Origin of the sequence: Mesorhizobium sp. M1D.F.Ca.ET.043.01.1.1 (assembly GCF_003952385.1) — a bacterium.
In the GTDB taxonomy this organism is placed as follows: Bacteria; Pseudomonadota; Alphaproteobacteria; order Rhizobiales; family Rhizobiaceae; genus Mesorhizobium.
Genome location: NZ_CP034444.1, coordinates 6,264,647 through 6,284,127 on the forward strand (window position 1 = coordinate 6,264,647; position 19,481 = coordinate 6,284,127).

21 protein-coding genes are annotated in these 19,481 nt (G+C 64.2%); 10 read left to right on the forward strand and 11 right to left on the reverse strand.

Features of this window, described 5'->3' with window-relative positions; all coding sequences use genetic code 11:
- Positions 1-22: 22 nt before the first annotated feature.
- Together phaP and EJ067_RS29985 are read left to right on the forward strand one after the other, a co-directional pair.
- Positions 23-451 (forward strand): TIGR01841 family phasin, encoded by a 429-nt coding sequence (gene phaP / locus EJ067_RS29980; RefSeq protein WP_126088742.1) that lies wholly within the window; start codon positions 23-25, stop codon positions 449-451.
- 136 nt (positions 452-587) lie between these two features.
- Positions 588-1,085 (forward strand): MaoC family dehydratase, encoded by a 498-nt coding sequence (locus tag EJ067_RS29985; protein ID WP_126088743.1) that lies wholly within the window; start codon positions 588-590, stop codon positions 1,083-1,085.
- Between the two features lie 18 nt (positions 1,086-1,103).
- Here the strand turns inward: EJ067_RS29985 and EJ067_RS29990 are convergent, their stop codons facing one another.
- Entirely contained in the window at positions 1,104-2,522 is a 1,419-nt protein-coding gene (locus tag EJ067_RS29990) for a PLP-dependent aminotransferase family protein (protein ID WP_189510172.1), read from the reverse strand.
- Positions 2,523-2,603: 81 nt separating this feature from the next.
- Here EJ067_RS29990 and EJ067_RS29995 point away from each other — a divergent pair, with 81 nt between their 5' ends.
- Entirely contained in the window at positions 2,604-3,467 is an 864-nt protein-coding gene (locus tag EJ067_RS29995) for a DMT family transporter (RefSeq protein ID WP_126088745.1), read from the forward strand.
- A gap of 4 nt (positions 3,468-3,471) precedes the next feature.
- On the opposite strand, the gene EJ067_RS30000 is transcribed toward EJ067_RS29995, so the two are convergent.
- The 4 genes from EJ067_RS30000 to EJ067_RS30015 are packed head-to-tail and all read right to left on the reverse strand — an operon-like array spanning position 3,472 to position 6,395.
- Positions 3,472-4,515, reverse strand: coding sequence for a zinc-dependent alcohol dehydrogenase family protein (locus EJ067_RS30000; RefSeq protein ID WP_126088746.1), 1,044 nt, complete (start codon positions 4,513-4,515; stop codon positions 3,472-3,474).
- Between the two features lie 57 nt (positions 4,516-4,572).
- On the reverse strand, positions 4,573-5,052 hold the full coding sequence (locus EJ067_RS30005) for a DUF4262 domain-containing protein (RefSeq protein WP_126088747.1): 480 nt from the start codon (positions 5,050-5,052) through the stop codon (positions 4,573-4,575).
- A complete protein-coding gene (maiA, locus tag EJ067_RS30010) occupies positions 5,042-5,692 on the reverse strand; it encodes a maleylacetoacetate isomerase (RefSeq protein ID WP_126088748.1) in 651 nt (216 codons plus the stop codon). Before maiA ends, EJ067_RS30005 begins: the two co-directional genes overlap by 11 nt.
- Positions 5,693-5,696: 4 nt before the next feature.
- Positions 5,697-6,395: a fumarylacetoacetate hydrolase family protein gene (locus EJ067_RS30015; protein ID WP_126088749.1), complete on the reverse strand. Its 699-nt coding sequence runs from the start codon at positions 6,393-6,395 to the stop codon at positions 5,697-5,699.
- A 214-nt stretch (positions 6,396-6,609) separates the two neighbouring features.
- Here EJ067_RS30015 and EJ067_RS30020 point away from each other — a divergent pair, with 214 nt between their 5' ends.
- On the forward strand, positions 6,610-7,293 hold the full coding sequence (locus EJ067_RS30020) for a response regulator transcription factor (RefSeq protein ID WP_126088750.1): 684 nt from the start codon (positions 6,610-6,612) through the stop codon (positions 7,291-7,293).
- Positions 7,294-7,302: 9 nt separating this feature from the next.
- On the opposite strand, the gene EJ067_RS30025 is transcribed toward EJ067_RS30020, so the two are convergent.
- Complete coding sequence (locus EJ067_RS30025) at positions 7,303-8,643, reverse strand: hybrid sensor histidine kinase/response regulator (RefSeq protein WP_126089794.1); 1,341 nt, start codon at positions 8,641-8,643, stop codon at positions 7,303-7,305.
- Between the two features lie 8 nt (positions 8,644-8,651).
- Positions 8,652-9,821 (reverse strand): FIST signal transduction protein, encoded by a 1,170-nt coding sequence (locus EJ067_RS30030; protein WP_126089795.1) that lies wholly within the window; start codon positions 9,819-9,821, stop codon positions 8,652-8,654.
- 278 nt (positions 9,822-10,099) lie between these two features.
- Here EJ067_RS30030 and EJ067_RS30035 point away from each other — a divergent pair, with 278 nt between their 5' ends.
- From EJ067_RS30035 to EJ067_RS30050, 4 genes are all read left to right on the forward strand, one after another.
- Positions 10,100-10,600: a (2Fe-2S)-binding protein gene (locus EJ067_RS30035; protein ID WP_126088751.1), complete on the forward strand. Its 501-nt coding sequence runs from the start codon at positions 10,100-10,102 to the stop codon at positions 10,598-10,600.
- Between the two features lie 122 nt (positions 10,601-10,722).
- Positions 10,723-13,071: a xanthine dehydrogenase family protein molybdopterin-binding subunit gene (locus EJ067_RS30040; protein ID WP_126088752.1), complete on the forward strand. Its 2,349-nt coding sequence runs from the start codon at positions 10,723-10,725 to the stop codon at positions 13,069-13,071.
- A 12-nt stretch (positions 13,072-13,083) separates the two neighbouring features.
- Complete coding sequence (locus tag EJ067_RS30045) at positions 13,084-13,881, forward strand: xanthine dehydrogenase family protein subunit M (RefSeq protein ID WP_126088753.1); 798 nt, start codon at positions 13,084-13,086, stop codon at positions 13,879-13,881.
- 203 nt (positions 13,882-14,084) lie between these two features.
- Positions 14,085-15,107: an acyltransferase gene (locus EJ067_RS30050; protein ID WP_126088754.1), complete on the forward strand. Its 1,023-nt coding sequence runs from the start codon at positions 14,085-14,087 to the stop codon at positions 15,105-15,107.
- 69 nt (positions 15,108-15,176) lie between these two features.
- On the opposite strand, the gene EJ067_RS30055 is transcribed toward EJ067_RS30050, so the two are convergent.
- Positions 15,177-15,665, reverse strand: a complete 489-nt coding sequence (locus tag EJ067_RS30055) for an SRPBCC family protein (protein ID WP_126088755.1) — start codon at positions 15,663-15,665, stop codon at positions 15,177-15,179.
- 179 nt (positions 15,666-15,844) lie between these two features.
- Between EJ067_RS30055 and EJ067_RS30060 the strand changes: the two genes are divergently transcribed.
- The gene (locus tag EJ067_RS30060) at positions 15,845-16,516 is read left to right on the forward strand and encodes a class I SAM-dependent methyltransferase (RefSeq protein WP_126088756.1); all 672 of its coding nucleotides are present in this window, start codon (positions 15,845-15,847) and stop codon (positions 16,514-16,516) included.
- A 152-nt stretch (positions 16,517-16,668) separates the two neighbouring features.
- On the opposite strand, the gene EJ067_RS30065 is transcribed toward EJ067_RS30060, so the two are convergent.
- Positions 16,669-17,166 (reverse strand): GNAT family N-acetyltransferase, encoded by a 498-nt coding sequence (locus EJ067_RS30065; RefSeq protein ID WP_126088757.1) that lies wholly within the window; start codon positions 17,164-17,166, stop codon positions 16,669-16,671.
- 14 nt (positions 17,167-17,180) lie between these two features.
- The gene (locus EJ067_RS30070; protein WP_126088758.1) at positions 17,181-17,942 is read right to left on the reverse strand and encodes a copper homeostasis protein CutC; all 762 of its coding nucleotides are present in this window, start codon (positions 17,940-17,942) and stop codon (positions 17,181-17,183) included.
- A 219-nt stretch (positions 17,943-18,161) separates the two neighbouring features.
- Between EJ067_RS30070 and EJ067_RS30075 the strand changes: the two genes are divergently transcribed.
- A complete protein-coding gene (locus EJ067_RS30075; RefSeq protein ID WP_126088759.1) occupies positions 18,162-18,617 on the forward strand; it encodes a carboxymuconolactone decarboxylase family protein in 456 nt (151 codons plus the stop codon).
- A 67-nt stretch (positions 18,618-18,684) separates the two neighbouring features.
- Here EJ067_RS30075 and EJ067_RS30080 read toward each other — a convergent pair whose 3' ends face one another.
- Positions 18,685-19,116 (reverse strand): cupin domain-containing protein, encoded by a 432-nt coding sequence (locus EJ067_RS30080; protein WP_126088760.1) that lies wholly within the window; start codon positions 19,114-19,116, stop codon positions 18,685-18,687.
- Positions 19,117-19,481: the final 365 nt, after the last annotated feature.

Consider the following 19,481-nt stretch of genomic DNA (forward strand, 5'->3'; position numbering starts at 1 on the left):
CGGCAGATCGGGAGGCGATGAGATGGCAAGACAACCGGAATCCGATTCTTTCTTGGACATCTTCAGCAGGTTCGGCCGCGACCTGAAGCTGCCGACGGTCGATGTCCAGGCGATCCTCGATCATCACCGCAAGAATCTCGAGGCCCTGGAGAAGTCGGCCAGGGCAAGCGCCGCCGGGGCGTCGTCCATTCTGTCGAGGCAGCACGAAATGGTGCAGGAGGCGCTCGGCGAAATCACCCGGATGGCGCGGAACTACCAGGTCCCGGGCAATCCGCAGGAGTTGATGACAAGGCAGGTGGATTTCGCCAGGAAATCCTTCGAGACGACGCTGAAGAATGCCGGCGAGGTCGCCGACCTGGTCCGCAAATCCGGCACCGAATCGATCGAGATCCTGCGCGACAGGATCAAGGATGCGATGGCGGAAATCCGGGCGGGCTACGACGGGAAGTGAACCAGCGGCGCGTGGTCTCGCGTTCCCAGCTTGCGGCGAAACCGTCAACTCCAAGAGCGAAATCGCGCCTCCGCGAATTGACAGGAGCCGCCGGTTCATGGTCGGGAGACTGGCAGAAGCCACTGGGAAAGCAGGAATGACGGAAAATCGGCCGAGGACGCCGCCGACCTTCGAACAGTTGCGGACAATGGCCGGCCAGGAGATCGGCGTGTCGGATTGGACCACGGTCGACCAGCAGCGCATCGACCAGTTCGCCGAGTGCACCGGCGACCATCAATGGATCCATGTCGATCCCGAGCGTGCGAAACGGCAGAGCCCGTTCCGCACCACGATCGCGCATGGCTATCTGACGCTGTCGATCATCGGCGCGCTGGCGCTGGAGATGGGCATCGTGCCGGAGAACACGCAGGCCGCCTTCAACTACGGCTTCGACAAGGTGCGTTTCCTGGCGCCGGTGAAGTCCGGAGCGCGCATCAGGCTGCGCACGACGCTGCTCTCCATGGAGGATCGCGGCCCGGGGCAGTACCTGATGAAGGCTGCGAACACCGTGGAGATCGAAGGCGAGCAGAAGCCGGCGCTGACCGCCGAGACGCTGGTGATGATGTACGAGCGCCGCAAGCGGGCAGCAACCTGAGCCGCAGGCCGCGCTCCCTCACTTTGCCATCGCTTTTTCGAGCACCCTGAAGATTCGCTCATCTCCGCATTGGGCGACGTTGAAGCGCATGAAGCGGCCGGCGCTGTGCGACAGGCTGAAGGCATTGCCGGGCGCCAGCACGACATTTTCCGCCAACGCATTGCGGGCGACATCGGCAGCGTCGATGCCGTCGGGCAGGCGGCACCACAGGAACATGCCGGCCGGCTGGTCGATCCAGGGCATGATGCCCATCCCTTTCAACCTACCGGCGGTCTCGACCATGGCGCGCGACAGGCGAGCGCGCAACTGCTCGACATGCTTGCGGTAGCTGCCGTCCTTCAGAAGGGTCAGCACCAGTTCCGAGGAGAGCCGCCCGCCGCCGAAAGAGGTGGCGATCTTGAGGTCGGTCAGCCCTTCCATCCGGTCGCGGGGCGCGGCGATGAAGCCGCAGCGCACCGAAGCCGACAGCGTCTTGGAGAAGGAGCCGATCTGGACGACGCGGCCGAGGCCGTCGAAGGCCGCAAGCCGCGGCGCCGGCGCGTGCTCGAAATCGGCGAAGATATCGTCCTCGATGATGGCGAGGTCCGATTGGTCGGCGAGCTTCAGCAGCCGGTGCGCAACGACCGGCGACAGCACCGCGCCGGTCGGGTTGTGGAGCGCCGAATTGGTGATGTAGACGCGCGGTCGATGCTCGGCGAGCGCCTGCGCGAACAGGTCGATATCGGGTCCGGCCGGCGTCATGGGGACGCCGACGACCTTCGCCCGATGGGCGCGAAGCAGCGCGTGGAAATTGAAGTAGCAGGGATCGTCGACCAGCACGGTATCGCCAGGCTCGAGCAGGAAGCGGCATAACAGGTCGATCGCCTGCGTGCCGGATTCGGTGAGCATGATCTGGTCGGGCGAAGCCTCGACGCCATGCGCCGCAAGGCGGCGGGCAAGCAACTGCCGCAGCGCCGGCAGGCCAAGCGGCGTGCCGTAGTCGGCAAGCGTCGCGTCATCGGCTCGAGCGGCTCCGCGCAATGCCCGGCGCAAGGCGGCCTGCGGCATCCAGGAGGCCGGCAGCCAGCCGCAGCCCGGCTTCAGGATATCGTCGGTTGCCTCCAGTGATTGCCGCGAGACCCAGAGCGGATCGACGGCGCGATCGAGCCGCGGGCCGATCTCGGCCAGGGACAGCGGCGCCAGCGGGCCGGCTGCGTAGAAGCCCGAACCCGGCCGCGAGCGGATCGCGCCTTCCGCCGCAAGCCGCTCATAGGCTTCCACGACGGTCGATTTCGATACTTGCATCGCGCCGGCGAAGGCGCGGATCGACGGCAGGCGCGCGCCCGGTGTCAGGATTCGCGCGGCGATCCGCTGCCGGATAGCCGCCATCACCGTTTCGACAAGCGTTCCGCCAAGAGTCGGGTCCGGCGTGTCCATCTGTACTTCTCTGCAGACCATTACAGTTTTGTAGAATTGTACCCCATTGTCTCTGGCAAGACCATGCCCCGCGCCGGTACGGAAATGCAAACGGAGCGGATGATGGACAAGAGTTTTGACGGCTGGCTCAGTGGCTTCATCGGCGTGCTGATCTTTAGCGGATCGCTGCCGGCGACGCGCGTGGCGGTGATGGATTTCGACCCGACCTTCCTGACGTCGGCCCGGGCGGCAATCGCCGGCCTGCTCGGGATCGCGATGCTGCTTTTGTTCCGCGAGAAGCGTCCGGAGCGAGGAGATCTGGTCTCGCTGGTCGTCGTCGCGCTGGGTGTTGTGGTCGGCTTTCCGCTGCTGACGGCGCTGGCGCTGAAGCATGTCACCTCGGCGCATTCGATCATTTTCGTGGGCCTGCTGCCGCTGGCAACCGCGATCTTCGGTGTGCTGCGCGGCGGCGACCGTCCGCGCCCGGCCTTCTGGCTGTTCTCGTGCCTGGGAAGCGCCTTGGTCGCCGGCTTTGCCCTGGCGCAAGGCGTGACCTCATCGCCAGTCGGCGACGGCCTGATGCTCGGCGCCATCATCGTCTGCGGGCTGGGTTACGCAGAAGGGGCTAAGCTGTCGCGCAAGCTCGGCGGCTGGCAGGTGATCTGCTGGGCCTTGGCGCTGTCGCTGCCGGTGATGATGGCGTTGAGCTTCGCGACGCTGCCGCCATCCTTCGCGGCCATCGGTTCGGGCGCGTGGATCGGCCTCGCCTATGTCTCGCTGTTCAGCATGCTGATCGGCTTCGTCTTCTGGTACCGCGGCCTGGCCCAAGGCGGCATCGCCGCCGTCGGGCAGTTGCAGCTTCTGCAGCCCTTCTTCGGCCTGGCGCTGGCGGCGACGCTGCTGCACGAGCAGGTCAGTTCGCTGATGGTGGTCGTTACTCTGGGCGTCGTGGCATGCGTGTTCGGCGCGAAGAAGTTTGCGCAGTAGGCTCCTACTGGAATTTGGTGACGACCCCGATGCCGATCCCCTCGAATCCGCCCATCGCCATCAAGGCCGCGGGCGCTTCCTCGAGGCTGATCTTCTTGCCGACCAATAACTCGGGCTTCAGCTTGCCGGTGCGGATCATCTCCATCATCGCGGTATAGCGGTAGGCCTGCATGCCGTGGCTGCCGAGGATTTCAAGCTCGAAGGCGATCACCTTGTCCATCGGCACCTGCGGACGGGCGTGCTCGGCGAGCATCAGTCCGACCTGAACGTGGCGGCCGCGCCGGCGCAGATTGGCGATCGAGTTAAAGCATGTCGTCGGGTGGCCGAGCGCGTCCATCGACATATGTGCGCCGCCATTGGTGATCTGCTTGACCGCCTTGACCACATTCGGCGTGGTCGAGGCGTTGATCGTCGCTACGGCGCCGATCTTCCTGGCGAACTCCAACTTCTCGTCCGTCAGGTCGATGGCAATGACATTGGCGCCCATGGCGCTGGCGATCATGATCGCCGACAGGCCGACGCCGCCGCAGCCATGCACCGCCACCCATTCGCCGGGCGTCACCCGGCCCTGGTCGACGATGGCGCGAAAGGAGGTGACGAAGCGACAGCCGAGGCTGGCGGCTGTGGCGAACTCCATCTCATCCGGCAAGCGCACGAGATTGGTGTCGGCATGCTCGATGCCGACATATTCGGCGAACGAGCCCCAGCCGGTGAAGCCCGGCTGGGTCTGGTGCTCGCAGACCTGATGGTTGCCGGAGTTGCACTCAAAGCAGCGGCCGCAGCCGACAGCAAAGGGAACGGTGACGCGGTCGCCGGCCTTCCAGCGGCTCACCTGCTTGCCGGCGGCGACGACGACGCCCGCCAGCTCGTGTCCAGGGACATGCGGCAGGGTGATGCCGTCGTCATGGCCCATCCAGCCATGCCAGTCGCTGCGGCAGAGGCCGGTCGCCTCGACCTTGATGACAACGCCGTCCGCAGCCGGCTTCGGGTCGGGCACGGTCTGGATCGTCGGCGTTTCACCGAATTTTTCGAAGACGACAGCTTTCATGGAAGTGCTTTCATACGTCTCAGTTCAAAAGGCAGTGCGGGCTTAAGGTGTCCGAAGCTAAGGTGACGACGGCGGATGGTCGAGAAGCGGCTGCCGTTTGAGAAACCACTCGTCGGCTTGGGCATCCCACGGCCAAATGCCGGAGGTTGTTGGAAAAATTAGCTGCATAACCCGGAAATCCGGACCGTCGTAGAACCAGATATCCCAACCGAAGTATTCGGGATAGTGGTCCGGATGGACCGCGCCGAACTGACAGTCGAAGCCGCCTCCCAGAAAACCCGAGGCTCGCTCTCCGACGCTGAACCTCTCGCCGCTACGCACTCGTCGGCAATACTCATTGATTATGGTCTGCGAAAGCTCCGGCTTCAGACCGATGACAACAAGTTCAGGGGCTTTGAAATTGTGCTCTATCCCCACCGAATAAGCGAATGGAGGATGCTCGTCCTCCTCCAGCACACAAAGGATATGGCAGCCATACTCCTCAATATCGCCGAGAGTCTTGGCCTCGTCCGGGTCCCTGGCTTCTCTATTCCGCATCGATCTGATTCTCCGGCGCTGCCTTGCGGAAAGCCGGCAGCGCCATGCAGGCGGCATGGATGCGCGAGATCACCGGGTAGGGCGCCATATCGACACCGAAGCGAGCGTTATTGGTGACCTGGGCGGCGAGACAGATGTCGGCAAGGCCGGGTGCGTCGCCGTGACAGAAGGTGCCGGTCTCGGCCGATGAAGCGAGAATCGTCTCAAGCGGCTGGAACCCTTCGTTCACCCAGTGGCGGAACCAGTTGACGACATCCTCGTCGCCGGCGCCGAACAGCGTGCGCAGCGAGGTCAGCACACGCAGATTGTTCACCGGGTGGATGTCGCAGGCGATCATCTGCGCCAGCATCCGGACGCGGGCGCGTCCCAGCGCGTCCTTCGGCAGAAGCGGCGGCTCGGGTGCGATCTCGTCGAGATATTCGATGATCGCCAGCGACTGCGTCAAAAGCGTGCCGTTGTCGAGCACCAGCGCCGGCACCAGCCCTTGCGGATTGACCGCGAGATAGGCGGGCTCGAGGTGCTCGCCATGGCGCAGATGATGCGCCACATAGGTATAGCTCAGCCCCTTCATTTCCAGCGCGATCCGCACCCGGTAGGAGGTGGAGGAGCGGTAGTAGTTGTGAAGGACGAGGTCGCTCATCGGATCAGGGCCTCGGCTGGCCGATCGTCACCTCGATCGCGCCGATGCCGTCGACGCCGCCGGTGATCCTGTCGCCCGGCTGGACCGCACCGACGCCGGCCGGCGTGCCGGTGAAGATCAGGTCGCCAGGCTGAAGCTCGGCCGCCTCGCTGCAGATCGAGACGACATCGGCAACCGGCCAGATCAGCTCGGCGAGATCGCCATCCTGCCTGGTTTCGCCGTTGACCGCGAGCCAGATGCGGCCTTTTTCGGGATGACCTGACTTGGCGACCGGGAGCAGTGGGCCGCAAGGCGCGGACTGGTCGAACGCCTTGGACCAATCCCAGGGACGGGCCGCTTTCTTGGCCTGATCCTGCAGGTCGCGGCGGGTCAAGTCGACGCCGACGCCATAGCCCCAGATATGGGTGAGCGCCTCGGTGCGGGGAATGCGGAAACCGGCCGTGCCGATCGCGACGACCAGCTCGATCTCGTGGTGGAGATTGGCGGTCAAAGGCGGGTAGGGGATCTCGGCGCCGCTGTCGACGACGGCGTCGGCCGGCTTGGTGAAGAAGAAGGGCGGGTCGCGCTCGTCATTGCCGAGTTCGCGCGCATGCGCCGCGTAATTGCGGCCGACGCAGAAGATGCGGCGCACGGCAAAGCGCTCCGTCGAACCGGCGACGGCGACCGAAGTGATCGCGGGCGGCGGAAGGACGAAGTCTGGCATGGGCTGTCTCTTGTCTGGCATGAATCGTCCGCACATTCGGCCGATTTCGACGGTCGGGCAAGGCTCTATAGCCGCAAACGGGTTGGCCCTGTCGTTTCACCGACAATACCCTGTACCAATAGGGCCCTGTACCATTGGGCGATATATAATTGGCAATAATCTGGCCATGGTCGCGGGACTATCCTGTGCCGGACGAAATCGAACCGATGCCATCATGACCGCCGTCAACGAGCGCGCCCGCTTCCTGATCATCGACGACCATCCGCTGTTTCGCGAGGCTCTGCACAGTGCCGTGCAGATGGCCTATCCGGATGTCGACACGGTCGAGGCGCGCTCGATCGCCGAAGCGATCGATCTTCTTGCCGATGCAAAGCCGTTCGACCTGGCGCTGCTCGACTTGAGCATGCCCGACGTGCACGGCTTCGAAGGGTTGCTGCAGCTCAGAACCCGCTACCCGCGGCTGCCGGTGGTGATCGTGTCGGGCTATGAAGAGCCGAAGATCATCTCCGAGGCGCTGTCCTATGGCGCGGCCGGCTTCATCCCGAAATCGGCGCGCAAGAGCGACCTCGCCGCCGCCATCCGCTCGGTGATGGAGGGCGCCGTCTATGTGCCGGAAAACTACGAAGGCCAGCCGCCCGACCCCGACAGCACCGACCGCGCCGACATGGTGCAGCGCCTGGCCAGGCTGACGCCGCAGCAATTGCGCGTGCTGCAGATGCTGCGCCAGGGCATGCTCAACAAGCAGATCGCCTATGAGCTGCAGGTGGGCGAGACCACGGTCAAGGCGCATGTCTCGGAGATTTTGCGAAAGCTCAATGTGTATAGCCGCACGCAAGCGGTGATCGAGGTGTCGAAGCTGGACAATGCGGAGCTGTTTCGGGATCAGGCGGGGTTTTGATGATCAACCTCAAGCCAACAAATGCGCCAGCAGCGCGCGTAGCTGCGCCGGCTTCAGCGGCTTGCGCATCAATTCGATGCCGGCGGCCCGCGCCGCCTTGGCGACCGGTTCGGAACCGTCGGCGGTAACGATCAGCGCCGGCACGGGGCGGCCGAGATAGTCGCGGACTTCGGCGATGGTCGCGGTGCCGAGGTCGCCGCCGTCGAGATGCTGGTCGGCAATGACAATGTCGGGGACCCAGGCGGTATCGCCCAAGAGGTCGAGCGCGTCGTCGGTCGAAGTGGCGGCGCGCACCAGGCATTGCCAGCGCTCGAGCAGCGAGGTCATCGCGGAGAGCACGTCGGTGTCGTTCTCGACCAGCAGCACCTTGGTGCCGAACAGGCCATAGCCGCGCGGCCTTTCCATATCGGCGCTGCCTGTTGCAGGCTCAGCCGCGGCGCTCATGCCGACCGGCACGTCGATGTGGAAGATGGTGCCGCGTCCTACTTTTGAGGAAAAAGTGACTGGGTGTCCGAGGGCAGCCGCCATGCGGCGGACGATGGCGAGGCCCAGCCCCAGCCCTCCCGCCAATCCGCCATCGGCGAGCGTGGAGATGCCGCGGTGGAATTCCTCGAACACCGCCTCGCGCTGGTCGTCGGGGATACCGCAGCCGGTGTCGGCGACGTCGATGCGGATGGTGTCGCCGCGATGCCTGGTGCCGACCAGCACGCCGCCGGAGCGGGTGTAGCGCAGCGCGTTGGAGAGGATGTTCTGCAGGATGCGGCGCAGCAGCGTGCGGTCGGAGCGCACGATCACGTTGACCGGCCGGAATTTCAGCGAGAGGCCCTTCTTTTCCGCCTCGGGCAGGAAGTCCGAGCGCAGCGAGGAAAACAGCGTCTCCAGGCTGACGTCGCCGATCTCCGGCTGCACCACGCCGGCGTCGAGCTTGGAGATGTCGAGCAGCGTGCGCAGCAGGTCCTCCATCGTCTCCAGCGAGCGCTCGACCTGACGGACGAGCTTTTTGCCCTCCTCGCTGGTCTGGACTTCCGCAAGCGCTGAGACCGACAGATGCGCGGCGTTGAGCGGCTGCAGCACGTCGTGGCTGGCGGCGGCGAGGAACCTGGTTTTGGAAAGGTTCGCCAGTTCGGCGGTTTCCTTGGCGGCGACGAGATCGATGTTCGACCGCTCCAGCCGGCGCAGCGTCGCGTGCAGTTCCTCGGTGCGGGTGCGCACCCGGTTTTCCAGCGAGATCGCGGTCTGGAACAGCGAGAAGGCATTGCCCTGCTGGTCCATCGAGCGCTCGACGCGGCTGACGAGCGCGGCGTTGATCTTCTTCAGCTTTTCGAGGTCGTCTATGTCGCGGAGCGGCATGGCAGCCGTCACTCGGCCGCCTGGCGCTCGCCGAAGGCGATGCCGGTAAAAGTCTGGTTGAGATGCATCGAGCGATACTGCTCGCCATAGGTGCCGAAGCCGATGACGTTGTTGGTGCGATAAAGCTCGGAAATGTCGCGGAAGACCTGGCGGTTGCGTGCGTCGAGCCGGCGCAGCACGCAGTCGAAGCCGAGGATCATGTCGATGCCGCCGAGCTTGTCCTCGACATCCTGCAACGCGGCGCGCGTTGCTTCCACCATGTTCTTGGGCTGGGCGATGGACAGAACCACACCGTCGTCGATGGCGCAGAAAAAGGACAGCGAGCCGTCGGCATGCATGCGCTGGATCGAGCGGCAATAATATTCGCCGCCCACCTTCACCACCACGGGGTGCGAGGCGAAGCTCAAGGGCGTCAGCGTTTGCGGAACGATGCCGACGGAAGCGGCGTATTCCTCGGCCGCGTTGGTGGCGTTGAATTCGCGCACGATGCGATGGTCGGGATCGGACTCCGTCACCACCAGCTTCTCGTCGGTGGGAATGAAGTTGTCGGTCTTGAAGACGTGGAACGGGATTTCGGTCGCGATCAGCACGACGATGGCGCTGTCGGACGCAAACTTGCCGTTGCAGATCAGCCGGGTCGTTTCGAATTTCAGGTCGTCGCCGGCGGAGCCGCCGATCAGCGGGATATCGTCCAGTCCCCAATGGATGGCCGAAGTCACCGCTTCCTCGGCATAGGAAAGCCCGTCGATGAAGCAGAGCGCGAACACGCTTTTCGCCCGCTTATGGTCGGCGCGGCCGCGCAGCAGCCGCCGCAGCGCCGCGACCTCGCCGGTGATCCTGTCCATGCCGGAGGAAGAGAGGTTTTCGACCATGGTGCTGACGGTCGAAAATGATGCCGACGGCAAAAGCAGGGCAAGCACATGGCCTTCCTCAAGCCCTTGCGGCGTGATCTCGCCGGCGGTCGAGCAGCCGGCATAGGCCAGCGAAGGCGCATGCAGCTTCAGCGAATGCGTCAGTGCCGATGCGTCGACAAGGCTTTGGGAGAAGAAGAGCAGCGCGAAGCCGGCGTCGACTGCGGCGGCTTCGGCCGCGATTGCCCGGGCAAAGGCGTTTGTATCGGGCTCATCCGTGGTGAGCGCCGAGAGGCCGCATGCGTAGCGCGTGCTCGAACTGGCCAGCTTGCCTTCTCCCGCATTCCTCCAACGCTGTTTTTCGTGCGTGTCCCTATGCGTGTTCGGCACGCGTGCGTCGAGGGCATCTTTGCCTTCAATACATGTTTTGGCAATGGGCCGGGCACTGCTACCGCACAGCGCCTTGGCCATGGCCGAAAGTACAATTGGCGGAATGCCGGCCGCGCTGTTTCTTACCCATTGTGCGGTATGAGGATAACGCACAGCCGATGCATCAGCGCGGCATCGGCAACGTGATGGCCAAGGTTACGCCCAGGGGAGGTTGCATGTCGGACGTGTCGTTGACTGTGAATGGCAGACGGGTCAGCGGGAGCGCCGAGGACCGAACGCTGCTGGTACATTTCCTGAGGGAACATCTCGGCCTCACCGGCACGCACGTCGGCTGCGATACCTCGCAATGCGGCGCCTGCGTCGTGCATGTCGACGGCAGGGCCGTGAAATCCTGCACGATGCTGGCCGTCCAGGCCTCGGGGTCGACAATCGTCACCATCGAGGGGCTGGCGAACGGGGCCGACCTGCATCCGGTGCAGGCGGCCTTCAAGGAGCATCACGGGCTGCAATGCGGCTTCTGCACGCCGGGCATGATCATGGCGGCGACAGACATGATCGCCCGCCACCCGGAGGGTCTCGACGAGGTCACCGTGCGCGCCGAGCTCGACGGCAACATCTGCCGCTGCACCGGCTATCACAACATCGTCAAGGCGATCCTCGCCGCATCGCAAGCGATGGCGAAGGGATCCAAGGGCAAGGCCAGGCAGGCGGCGTGAGGCTGAGCGAGTAGCGAATAGGGAGTGGCGAATAGTCGGTTCCTTCCGACAGCCCTTCGCTCCACCCGTTCACTACTCCCTATTCGCTACTCACTACGCGCTATTTTCGGGAGGAATTTCTGATGGGTATCGAAGGTGTCGGCGCTCGCGTGGCGCGCAAGGAAGACAAGAGGTTCATCACCGGCGGCGGCCGCTATGTCGACGACATGGTGGTTCCCGGCATGAAGCATGCCGTGTTCGTGCGCAGCCCGCACGCGCATGCGCAGATCAAGAAGATCGATGTGAAGAAGGCTCAGGCGATGCCTGGCGTCGTCGGCGTTCTGACCGGCAAGGAGCTCAAGGCCGACGGGATCGGCAACCTCATCTGTGGCTGGATGATCCACTCCAAAGACGGCACGCCGATGAAGATGGGCGCGTGGTCGCCGCTCGCGGTCGACAAGGTGCGCTATGTCGGCGACGCCGTCGTCATCGTCATCGCCGACACCAAGGGCCAGGCGCGCGACGCGGCCGAAGCGGTCGAGATCACCTACAAGGAACTGAAGGCGGTGGTCGAGGCGACCAAGGCCCTCGAAAAGGGCGCGCCGCAGATCCATGCCGAAGCCGAGAACAATCTGATCTTCGACTGGGAACTCGGCGACGGCAAGGCAACCGACGCCGCGATCAAGTCGGCGGCCCATGTCACGCGCATGAAGATCGTCAACAACCGGCTGGTGCCGAATGCGATGGAGCCACGCGCGGCTCTCGGCCACTACGACAAGGCCGAGGACCACTATACCTGCTGGACGACGTCGCAGAACCCGCATCTCGCTCGGCTGGTGATGAGCGCCTTCTACAATGTCGCGCCGGAAAACAAGCTGAGGGTCATCGCGCCCGATGTCGGCGGCGGCTTCGGCTCCAAGATCTACATCTATCCGGAAGAGATCGTCTGTCTGTGGGCCTCGAAGAAGACCGGCGTGCCGGTCAAATGGGTCGCCGACCGCACCGAGAGCTTCCTCTCGGACGCGCATGGCCGCGACCATGTCTCGACGGTGGAGATGGCCTTCGACAAGGACAACCGGATCACCGGCCTCAAGGTCGACACCATTGCCAATCTTGGCGCCTACATGTCGCTGTTCTCGTCATGCGTGCCGACGTATCTTTACGCGACGCTTCTGTCGGGCCAGTACGACATCCCGGCGATCCACGCCAATGTGCGCACCGTCTACACCAACACCGCGCCGGTAGACGCCTATCGTGGGGCCGGGCGTCCGGAAGCGACCTATCTTCTGGAGCGAACGATGGAGACGGCCGCGCGCGAGCTTGGCGTGTCGCCGGCGGAATTGAGACGCAAGAACTTCATCACGTCCTTCCCGCACCAGACGCCGGTGATCATGAACTATGACGCGGGCGACTATAGTGCCTCGCTCGACGCGGCGATGAAGACCGCCGACTATGCCGGCTTCACCAAGCGGCGGGCGGATGCCGCCAAGCAGGGCAAGCTGCGCGGCATCGGCATGAGCTGCTATATCGAGGCTTGCGGCCTCGCGCCGTCGGCGGCGGTCGGTTCGCTCGGCGCCGGCGTCGGGCTGTGGGAGTCGGCGGAGGTGCGCGTCAATGCCGTCGGCACGATCGAGGTGCTGACGGGCTCGCACAGCCATGGCCAGGGCCACGAGACGACCTTCGCGCAGTTGGTCAATCAGCGCTTCGGCGTGCCGATCGACTCGGTTTCCATCGTCCATGGCGACACCGACAAGGTGCAGATGGGCATGGGCACTTACGGCTCGCGTTCGGGCGCCGTCGGCATGTCGGCCGTCGCCAAGGCACTCGACAAGGTCGAGGCCAAGGCCAAGAAGATCGCGGCGCATCTGCTCGAGGCGGATGAAGGCGACATCGTCATCGAGAATGGCGAGGTCAAGGTCGCCGGCACCGACAAGAGCCTGCCCTGGTTCCAGGTGGCGCTTGCCTCCTACACCGCCCACAATCTGCCGGCCGGCATGGAACCGGGCCTGAAGGAAACGGCCTTCTACGATCCGTCCAACTTCACCTTCCCGGCCGGCTGCTACATCTGCGAGGTCGAGATCGATCCGGACACCGGCCTGACGGAAATCATCCAGTTCGTGGCGGCCGACGACTTCGGAAACATCATCAATCCGATGATCGTCGAGGGGCAGGTGCATGGCGGCATCGCGCAGGGTGTCGGCCAGGCGCTGCTCGAAGGCGCCCACTATGACGCGAACGGTCAGCTTTTGACGGCAAGCTACATGGACTACACCATGCCGCGTGCCGGCGATCTGCCGTCGTTCAAGGTCTCGACCTCGAACACGCCGTGTCCCGGCAATCCGCTCGGCGTCAAAGGCTGCGGCGAGGCCGGCGCCATCGGCTCGCCGCCGGCGGTGATCAACGCCATCACCGATGCGCTCGGCGTCGTCGATATCGCCATGCCGGCATCACCGTCGATCGTGTGGTCGGCGATCCACGCCAAGAAACACTGAGGAGGAGCAAAGATGTATTCGGTCAACTACCATCGCGCCGCCTCGGTCGCCGACGCCGCCAAGCTGTTGAAGAGCGGCGATGCCAAGCTGCTCTCCGGCGGCATGACGCTAATCCCCGCCATGAAGACGCGGCTTGCAGCGCCCTCCGACCTGGTCGACGTGTCGCGGCTGAAGGAGCTGCAGGGCGTCAAGGTGTCCGGCAAGACGGTCACCATCGGTGCTGCGGCGACGCATTACGACGTCTCCGCCGACGAGAAGCTGAAGAAGGCCTGCCCGGCGCTCGCGCATATGGCCTCGCTGATCGGCGACCCGGCGGTGCGCTACAAGGGCACGATCGGCGGTTCGATCGCCAACAATGATCCGGCGGCCGACTATCCGGCAGCGCTGCTGGCGCTGGGGGCGACCATCGTCACCAACAAGCGCCAGATCGCCGCCGACAAGTTCTTCAAAGGGCTGTTCGAAACGGCGCTGAAGGACGGCGAGATCATCACGGCGGTGACCTTCACCGCCCCCGCCAAGGCGGCCTACCAAAAGTTCCGCAACCCGGCCTCGCGCTACGCGATCGTCGGTGTGTTCGTGACCAAGGGCAAGGATGGGGTGAGGGCAGCGGTCACCGGCGCCGGCGACGACGGCGTCTTCCGCTCCAAGGAAATCGAGGCGGCGCTGGCAAAGAATTTCAACGCCTCGGCGCTCGACGGCCTGAAAGTGCCGGCAAAGGGCCTGATGAGCGATATGCATGCCTCCGCGGACTATCGCGCCAATCTGATCACCGTGATGGCGAAGCGCGCGGTGGCCGCGGCCAACGCCTGACGCTCTCAGCCTGGCTGAAAGGAAGGGGCCGTCGCGGCCCCTTTTCTTTTGCATTCGCAGCGGCTTGGCAGGAAATACCTGAGAATTTGCGGCTTCGCACTTGCACAAGATTATCCCGCACTGCAAAATAAACGCGGCGGGAATACAAAAGGGTCCAGGCGCGGCTATAGGCGTCTTCGGGCCTCGAGTTGCGAAGGACGGGCATGACCGACATCTCCGCGACGGCCGGTGTCCTGCCACGGACCACAGCCGATAAAGCGGCACGGACAAGGCTGGCTTATCTCGACGGCTGGCGCGGCCTGTCTATCGCGCTCGTGCTGATCGGCCACTTCTTTCCGGTTCCCGGCATCAATCTCGGCGTGCTTGGCGTCGAGTTCTTCTTCGTGCTCAGCGGCCGGCTGATGGGCGAGATTCTGTTCATCGAGCGCTTTCCGCTGAAGAAATTCTTCAAGCGCCGCTTCTCGCGCATCTATCCGGCATTGCTGGTGTTCGTGATTGCCGCCATGATCGGGCTTTCCGGCACCTTTATCGCCTTCAAATGGAAGGCGGCGCTCACCGCGCTGACATTCACCTACAACTACGCAGGCATTCTCATCAATCGCGCGGGCGCGCTCGACCATATCTGGTCGCTCGCCATCGAGGAACACTCTTATGTCATCCTGGCGCTGATCAGTGTTGTGGTGTCAGGGCGCGCCAATGTCGTGCGGCTGCTGGTGGCACTCTCGGTGTTGGCCATGGCCAACGGCGCCATCTCCTACTGGGTTCTCGGCATGGACTACGAGACCAGCTATTGGCGCACCGACGTGCATATCGCCTCGATCCTGCTTTCGGCTGCGATCTGCCTGCTGAAGGCCGACGGGCGGCTGCCGGCATTCCTCAGGAACCGGCATGTGGCGCTGGGTGCGGCCGCGGGCGCGGTCTTGCTGTTCCTCGACCCGGTGCCGACGCCTGTTCACTATCTGCTTGGTGTGCCCTTGCTGGCGCTCGCCGTCAACGCGCTCGACTTCGCAGGCGCCTATTTGACCGGATTGCTGTCATCGCGGCCGATGGTGATGCTGGGGCTGTGGTCCTATTCGCTCTATCTCTGGCAGCAGCCCTTCTACAAATTCGTCTACGACCGGGGCGTCACACCGCTCCCGATGCTGGCCGCGGTCTTCGCCTGCGCGCTGGCGAGCTATTACATCGTCGAAAAACCGGCCCGTGGCTGGCTCAACCGGAACTGGTGAGGTTCCTGGTTTTGTTGACGCATGTCGTTCTCCCAAAACCGCTGCGCACTTTTGGGCGACATACATTGGTCAGGCCGCCCTGCCGCTCTTCCGCGCGGCGAGATAGCGACGAAGTCCGGCTTCGCCGCGCGGTGTCGTCCAGCGATGGTTCCAGGCAAAGGCCGGCCTGAGCAGGGGCGCCAGGAGCTTGAGGATCGGCCTCTCCACGATGACCTGCCAGGTGAGCTTCACATGCGTTCCGGGTCCGGACGGCGACAGTTCGGCCCGCCACAGGCCATCGAAATCGCCGAGCGTCTTCACCACCACCAGACGGCCCGGCTCCAGCTCGGCGGCCTCGATGATGAAGTTCAGCTCGTAGGGCAGGGCGCCTCGCGCCCTGGCTCGCGCCCGCGAACCGACGACGCCCTTGCCTTTCCTGTCGAGCGGCTCGACTTCCTTATAGGCGTCGCCCCACCAGAGCGGCAGCAACTCGGCGTCGGACAGAACGTCCCACACTTCCTGCGGCGTCCCTTCCGGGACGTCCCAGCTCTCGTCGAAGCGGAAGACGTTGCTTGGCATGACGGCCGGCCCCTGTGGCGCTTACATTAGCGGCGACTGTTTTGTGGTGCCAGTGCCTCTCGCGGCCCTGGAGGGTTTCTTCGAAATCGGCAACTCGCTCTGAATGGTTTGTTTCGATTCGATTTGGCCGCAAAATGCCCTAGTTGATCCATTTGCCCCAATGCACCTCAAGAAGCCGCATGAGCAAGCCTGATCCCGACGAAGTCTCCCGTCAATTGGCCGCCCGTTCGCTCGCCAATGACGATCCGACCGGCTGGTTTGAAGCGCTCTATCGCGCGGCGGAAGCCGGCGAGGCGCAGGTGCCATGGGAGCGGACAGCACCCAATGCATTGCTTGCCGAATGGGCGGCCGGCAGCGATGGCCATGGCAAGCGCGCCGTCGTCATCGGTTTTGGCACCGGTCACGACTCGGAATTCATCGCCTCGATCGGCTATGACACCACTGCCTTCGAGGTTGCCGCCACCGCTGTCTCTGCCGTCCGGCGGCACTTTCCCAACTCGAGGGTCGACTATGCCGAGGCCGATCTCCTCGCCCTTCCGGCCCGGTGGATCGGCCGCTTCGAACTCGTCGTCGAGTGCCTCACCGTGCAGTCTCTGCCGCGCCCGTTGCGTGCCCAGGCAATCGCCGCGGTTGTGAGCCTCCTCGCCCCCGGCGGCCGGCTTATCGTTGTCGCGACCTCGATTTCTCCCGCCGGCGACCTGAATGCAGGTCCTCCCTGGCCGCTGACCGAAGCCGAGATCGGCGTCTTCGCAAGGCCCGGGATCACCGTTGTGAGACAAGAGCATTTCCCCTTCGCGGACGATCCCGGCTTTGGACGGTGGCGCATCGAGTTCGCGCGTGAAAGTCTCTAGAGCAATTCCAGGAAAAGTGTGTAACGGTTTTCCGTCCGGAATTGCGCAAAAACAAATACTTAGAGCGGTTCGGCGATTCTATGAATCGCTGAACCGCTCTAGAGGGTTCAGCTTTTCACCGAATCGCCGCTGCGTACTTCCCTGGAACGGCTCTAGCTGGTGACCGGCTTGGCGTAATAACGCACCGACTTCTTGCCGCCGTGGATCACGGCGTCGCCGACTTCGGCGAAGCCGAGCGCGGCGTGGAAGGCAACCGAGGCAGGGTTCGGCGGATCGGCGTTGACTTCGCAGGTGACGACCGTGTGGCCGGCGCGCCGGACATGTTCGAACAGATCCTCGTAGAGGCGTCGAGCATGGCCACGGCCGCGCGCCTCGGCCGCGACCACCACCCGGTCGACATAGACGAAGCGCGGATAGCGCTCGCGGAACCACAGGAAATTCGGGCTGTCGTAGCGGGCGTCCTGGTCGAAGCACATGATGAAGGCTTCGAGCGCGCCGATGCGGCGCGCGTAGAAAGCCTGGCCGATCAGAAACGACAACCGCTCCCCCTCCAGCCAGGACAGTTCGGCGGCATGCTGGTTGTTGAGGACGAGGATCGCGGCCTCGTCGGCGGGCGAGACGTGTTCGATCGGCAGCCGATCCTTCGACATCCTCTCTTCCGGCATCACGCCCTCGCGGCCGCGATCGTTGTCGCCACCAGTGCCTCGTCGGTAACGGTATTGCGATATTCGCGATCGAGATCGGCGCCGCCCATGCCGACATGCGGGTTGCGGTAGCGCATGGCGCTCGGCACGTCGGCAAGCGCTGCAAAATGCATCTCGCGCAGTCCGGTTCGTCTGCGGACTTCGCCTATGTTGCCGGGCGCCAGCCCGCCGCAACCTAGAATGACGATGCGTTCGCCCGCCTGACGAACGATCTGCGCAAGCATGTCGGCGCCTTCCAGCGCCGTGTCGCGCTGGCCGCTGGTCAGCACGCGGCCGACCTTGCAGCGGATCAGCGCTTCGAGCGCCTCGGCCGGATCGCGCGTCATGTCGAAGGCGCGGTGGCAGGTGACGTTGAGGGGGCCGGCGGCGCGAACCAGTTCGCCCATGCGCACCTCGTCGATGGCCCCGTCGGCGGTCAGGCAGCCCACGACGACGCCGGTCACGCCGAGATCGCGCAACGCGCCGACATCGGCGAGCATCGATTGATATTCCGCATCGCTGTAAAGAAAATCGCCGCCGCGCGGACGCACGATGACATGGAAGGGAATGGTCGCGCGTTCAAGTGCTGCGCGCACCGTGCCGAGGCTGGGCGTGATGCCGCCTTCGACTAGGCTGGCGCAAAGCTCGACCCGGTCGGCGCCTGCGGCTTGCGCGGCAAGCAGCCCATCGATGCCTTCGACGCAGATCTCGATCAGGGGTTTTTGGGCGTCGGTCACCGGCATCCATCCATATTGCAGAGCAAGCGCAGCCCTAGCATCGGGATGATTGCCGTAAAAGCCGCATCGATCGGTCCAGCAGGGCGAGGCGACAAGCCTTCCGACTTTTCTCAGCGTCGCTTGACAACGCATAACTGGAAAGTTATGGATAATTCATAACTGGATAGTTATCGATCGAGTGCCTGTTGCACGGCGGCGGCGACGAGAAACCAAAGGAGACAGACCATGGAAGCCAGATTGAAGAACCCGGTGATGCTCATTCCAGGCGCCCTGCAGGCGCTGCTGGCGCTGGACAAGTCGACTGAAGCCGCCGAGGTGCCCTATGTGACGCGCAAGCTCATCCACCTGCGCGCCAGCCAGATCAACGCCTGCAGCGCCTGCGTCGACATGCATGCGCGCGAGCTGAAGAAGGCGGGCGAGAAGGACGAGCGCATCTTCGCCGTATCCGCCTGGCGGGAAACGCCTTACTTCACCGGTGCCGAACGGGCCGCGCTTGCGCTGGCGGAAGCCGCGACGCGATTGGCCGACCGCTCCGACGCAGTGCCCGACAACGTCTGGGACGAGGCTGCTCGCCATTATGACGACAAGCAACTCGCCGCGCTGGTGATCCAGATCGCGCTGATCAACGCTTTCAATCGCCTCAACGCGCCGACCCGGCAGCCGGTGGGCGCCTGGGGCTGAGGGCAGATGATCAGGCGCCTGCTTTTGGGGCGGGCGCCTTGCTTGCGAAGCAGCCTTGCCCGGCAGATTACTGCTTCAGGATCGTGTTCTTGGCGCCTTGCTCGACCTGGTCGATCACCAGGAGCTTCACCGCATCGGTGCCGATGTTGGTGGCCTGGTGCCATTGCCCGATCATCTCGACGATGAAATCGCCGGTCTTGTAGGTGTTGCTGTTGCCGGTCTCGACATTGGTGACCTTGAGCGTGCCGGCCTCGACATAGGCGTAGCGCGGGAAGGGGTGCTTGTGCACCGGCAGCGTCGCGCCCGGCGCGATCTCGTAGGCCGAAACCTGGACCTCGACATTCTTCTGCGGCAGCGTGATCGGCTGGCCGGAAGCCGTCGCCGTCCTCGATGCCAGCGGCGTCACGACGACCGGTGTGCCGGAACTATCAAGAGCGAGGGCGGTGGTCGAAGAAAGCGCTGCCGCCAGCAGCAGCGCCGATGCCAGGACATTGCGCATGAGTCCCTCCCGGAAAATTGCGCGAGCATCGCCCGGCATGCATTGGCGCGCAAGTGCGACGGCGGTGTCTTCAAGAACCGCGAGCCGTCCTCAGGCCAGCGGGCGAACGGCGTCGCCGGCACCCACGGATACACTCAGCGCGCGCTCATGCGGCGAGCGGAGGCTGGCCCAGGACCGCGCATATAGTAGAGTTCCGGCCGGTAACGCGGTGCAACAAATTCGCGAAAAGCCGATGCCAATCGAGTGATCAAAGCCCACATCGAGCGCCCCCTTTGACCTTGCGAAGGATTGAGGACATGGGGGCAAAGTCCGCGACGCCGACTCGAGCACTGGACCGCTTGAACAAAGGACCGAACGGGATCGAG

Bases quoted from the DNA above. Each gene is read 5' to 3' on its own strand.
- phaP (WP_126088742.1), top strand. From the start codon at position 23: ATGGCAAGACAACCGGAATCCGATTCTTTCTTGGACATCTTCAGCAGG.
- EJ067_RS29985 (WP_126088743.1), top strand. From the start codon at position 588: ATGACGGAAAATCGGCCGAGGACGCCGCCGACCTTCGAACAGTTGCGG.
- EJ067_RS29990 (WP_189510172.1), bottom strand. From the start codon at position 2,522: ATGGTCTGCAGAGAAGTACAGATGGACACGCCGGACCCGACTCTTGGC.
- EJ067_RS29995 (WP_126088745.1), top strand. From the start codon at position 2,604: ATGGACAAGAGTTTTGACGGCTGGCTCAGTGGCTTCATCGGCGTGCTG.
- EJ067_RS30000 (WP_126088746.1), bottom strand. From the start codon at position 4,515: ATGAAAGCTGTCGTCTTCGAAAAATTCGGTGAAACGCCGACGATCCAG.
- EJ067_RS30005 (WP_126088747.1), bottom strand. From the start codon at position 5,052: ATGCGGAATAGAGAAGCCAGGGACCCGGACGAGGCCAAGACTCTCGGC.
- maiA (WP_126088748.1), bottom strand. From the start codon at position 5,692: ATGAGCGACCTCGTCCTTCACAACTACTACCGCTCCTCCACCTCCTAC.
- EJ067_RS30015 (WP_126088749.1), bottom strand. From the start codon at position 6,395: ATGCCAGACTTCGTCCTTCCGCCGCCCGCGATCACTTCGGTCGCCGTC.
- EJ067_RS30020 (WP_126088750.1), top strand. From the start codon at position 6,610: ATGACCGCCGTCAACGAGCGCGCCCGCTTCCTGATCATCGACGACCAT.
- EJ067_RS30025 (WP_126089794.1), bottom strand. From the start codon at position 8,643: ATGCCGCTCCGCGACATAGACGACCTCGAAAAGCTGAAGAAGATCAAC.
- EJ067_RS30035 (WP_126088751.1), top strand. From the start codon at position 10,100: ATGTCGGACGTGTCGTTGACTGTGAATGGCAGACGGGTCAGCGGGAGC.
- EJ067_RS30040 (WP_126088752.1), top strand. From the start codon at position 10,723: ATGGGTATCGAAGGTGTCGGCGCTCGCGTGGCGCGCAAGGAAGACAAG.
- EJ067_RS30045 (WP_126088753.1), top strand. From the start codon at position 13,084: ATGTATTCGGTCAACTACCATCGCGCCGCCTCGGTCGCCGACGCCGCC.
- EJ067_RS30050 (WP_126088754.1), top strand. From the start codon at position 14,085: ATGACCGACATCTCCGCGACGGCCGGTGTCCTGCCACGGACCACAGCC.
- EJ067_RS30055 (WP_126088755.1), bottom strand. From the start codon at position 15,665: ATGCCAAGCAACGTCTTCCGCTTCGACGAGAGCTGGGACGTCCCGGAA.
- EJ067_RS30060 (WP_126088756.1), top strand. From the start codon at position 15,845: ATGAGCAAGCCTGATCCCGACGAAGTCTCCCGTCAATTGGCCGCCCGT.
- EJ067_RS30065 (WP_126088757.1), bottom strand. From the start codon at position 17,166: ATGTCGAAGGATCGGCTGCCGATCGAACACGTCTCGCCCGCCGACGAG.
- EJ067_RS30070 (WP_126088758.1), bottom strand. From the start codon at position 17,942: ATGCCGGTGACCGACGCCCAAAAACCCCTGATCGAGATCTGCGTCGAA.
- EJ067_RS30075 (WP_126088759.1), top strand. From the start codon at position 18,162: ATGGAAGCCAGATTGAAGAACCCGGTGATGCTCATTCCAGGCGCCCTG.
- EJ067_RS30080 (WP_126088760.1), bottom strand. From the start codon at position 19,116: ATGCGCAATGTCCTGGCATCGGCGCTGCTGCTGGCGGCAGCGCTTTCT.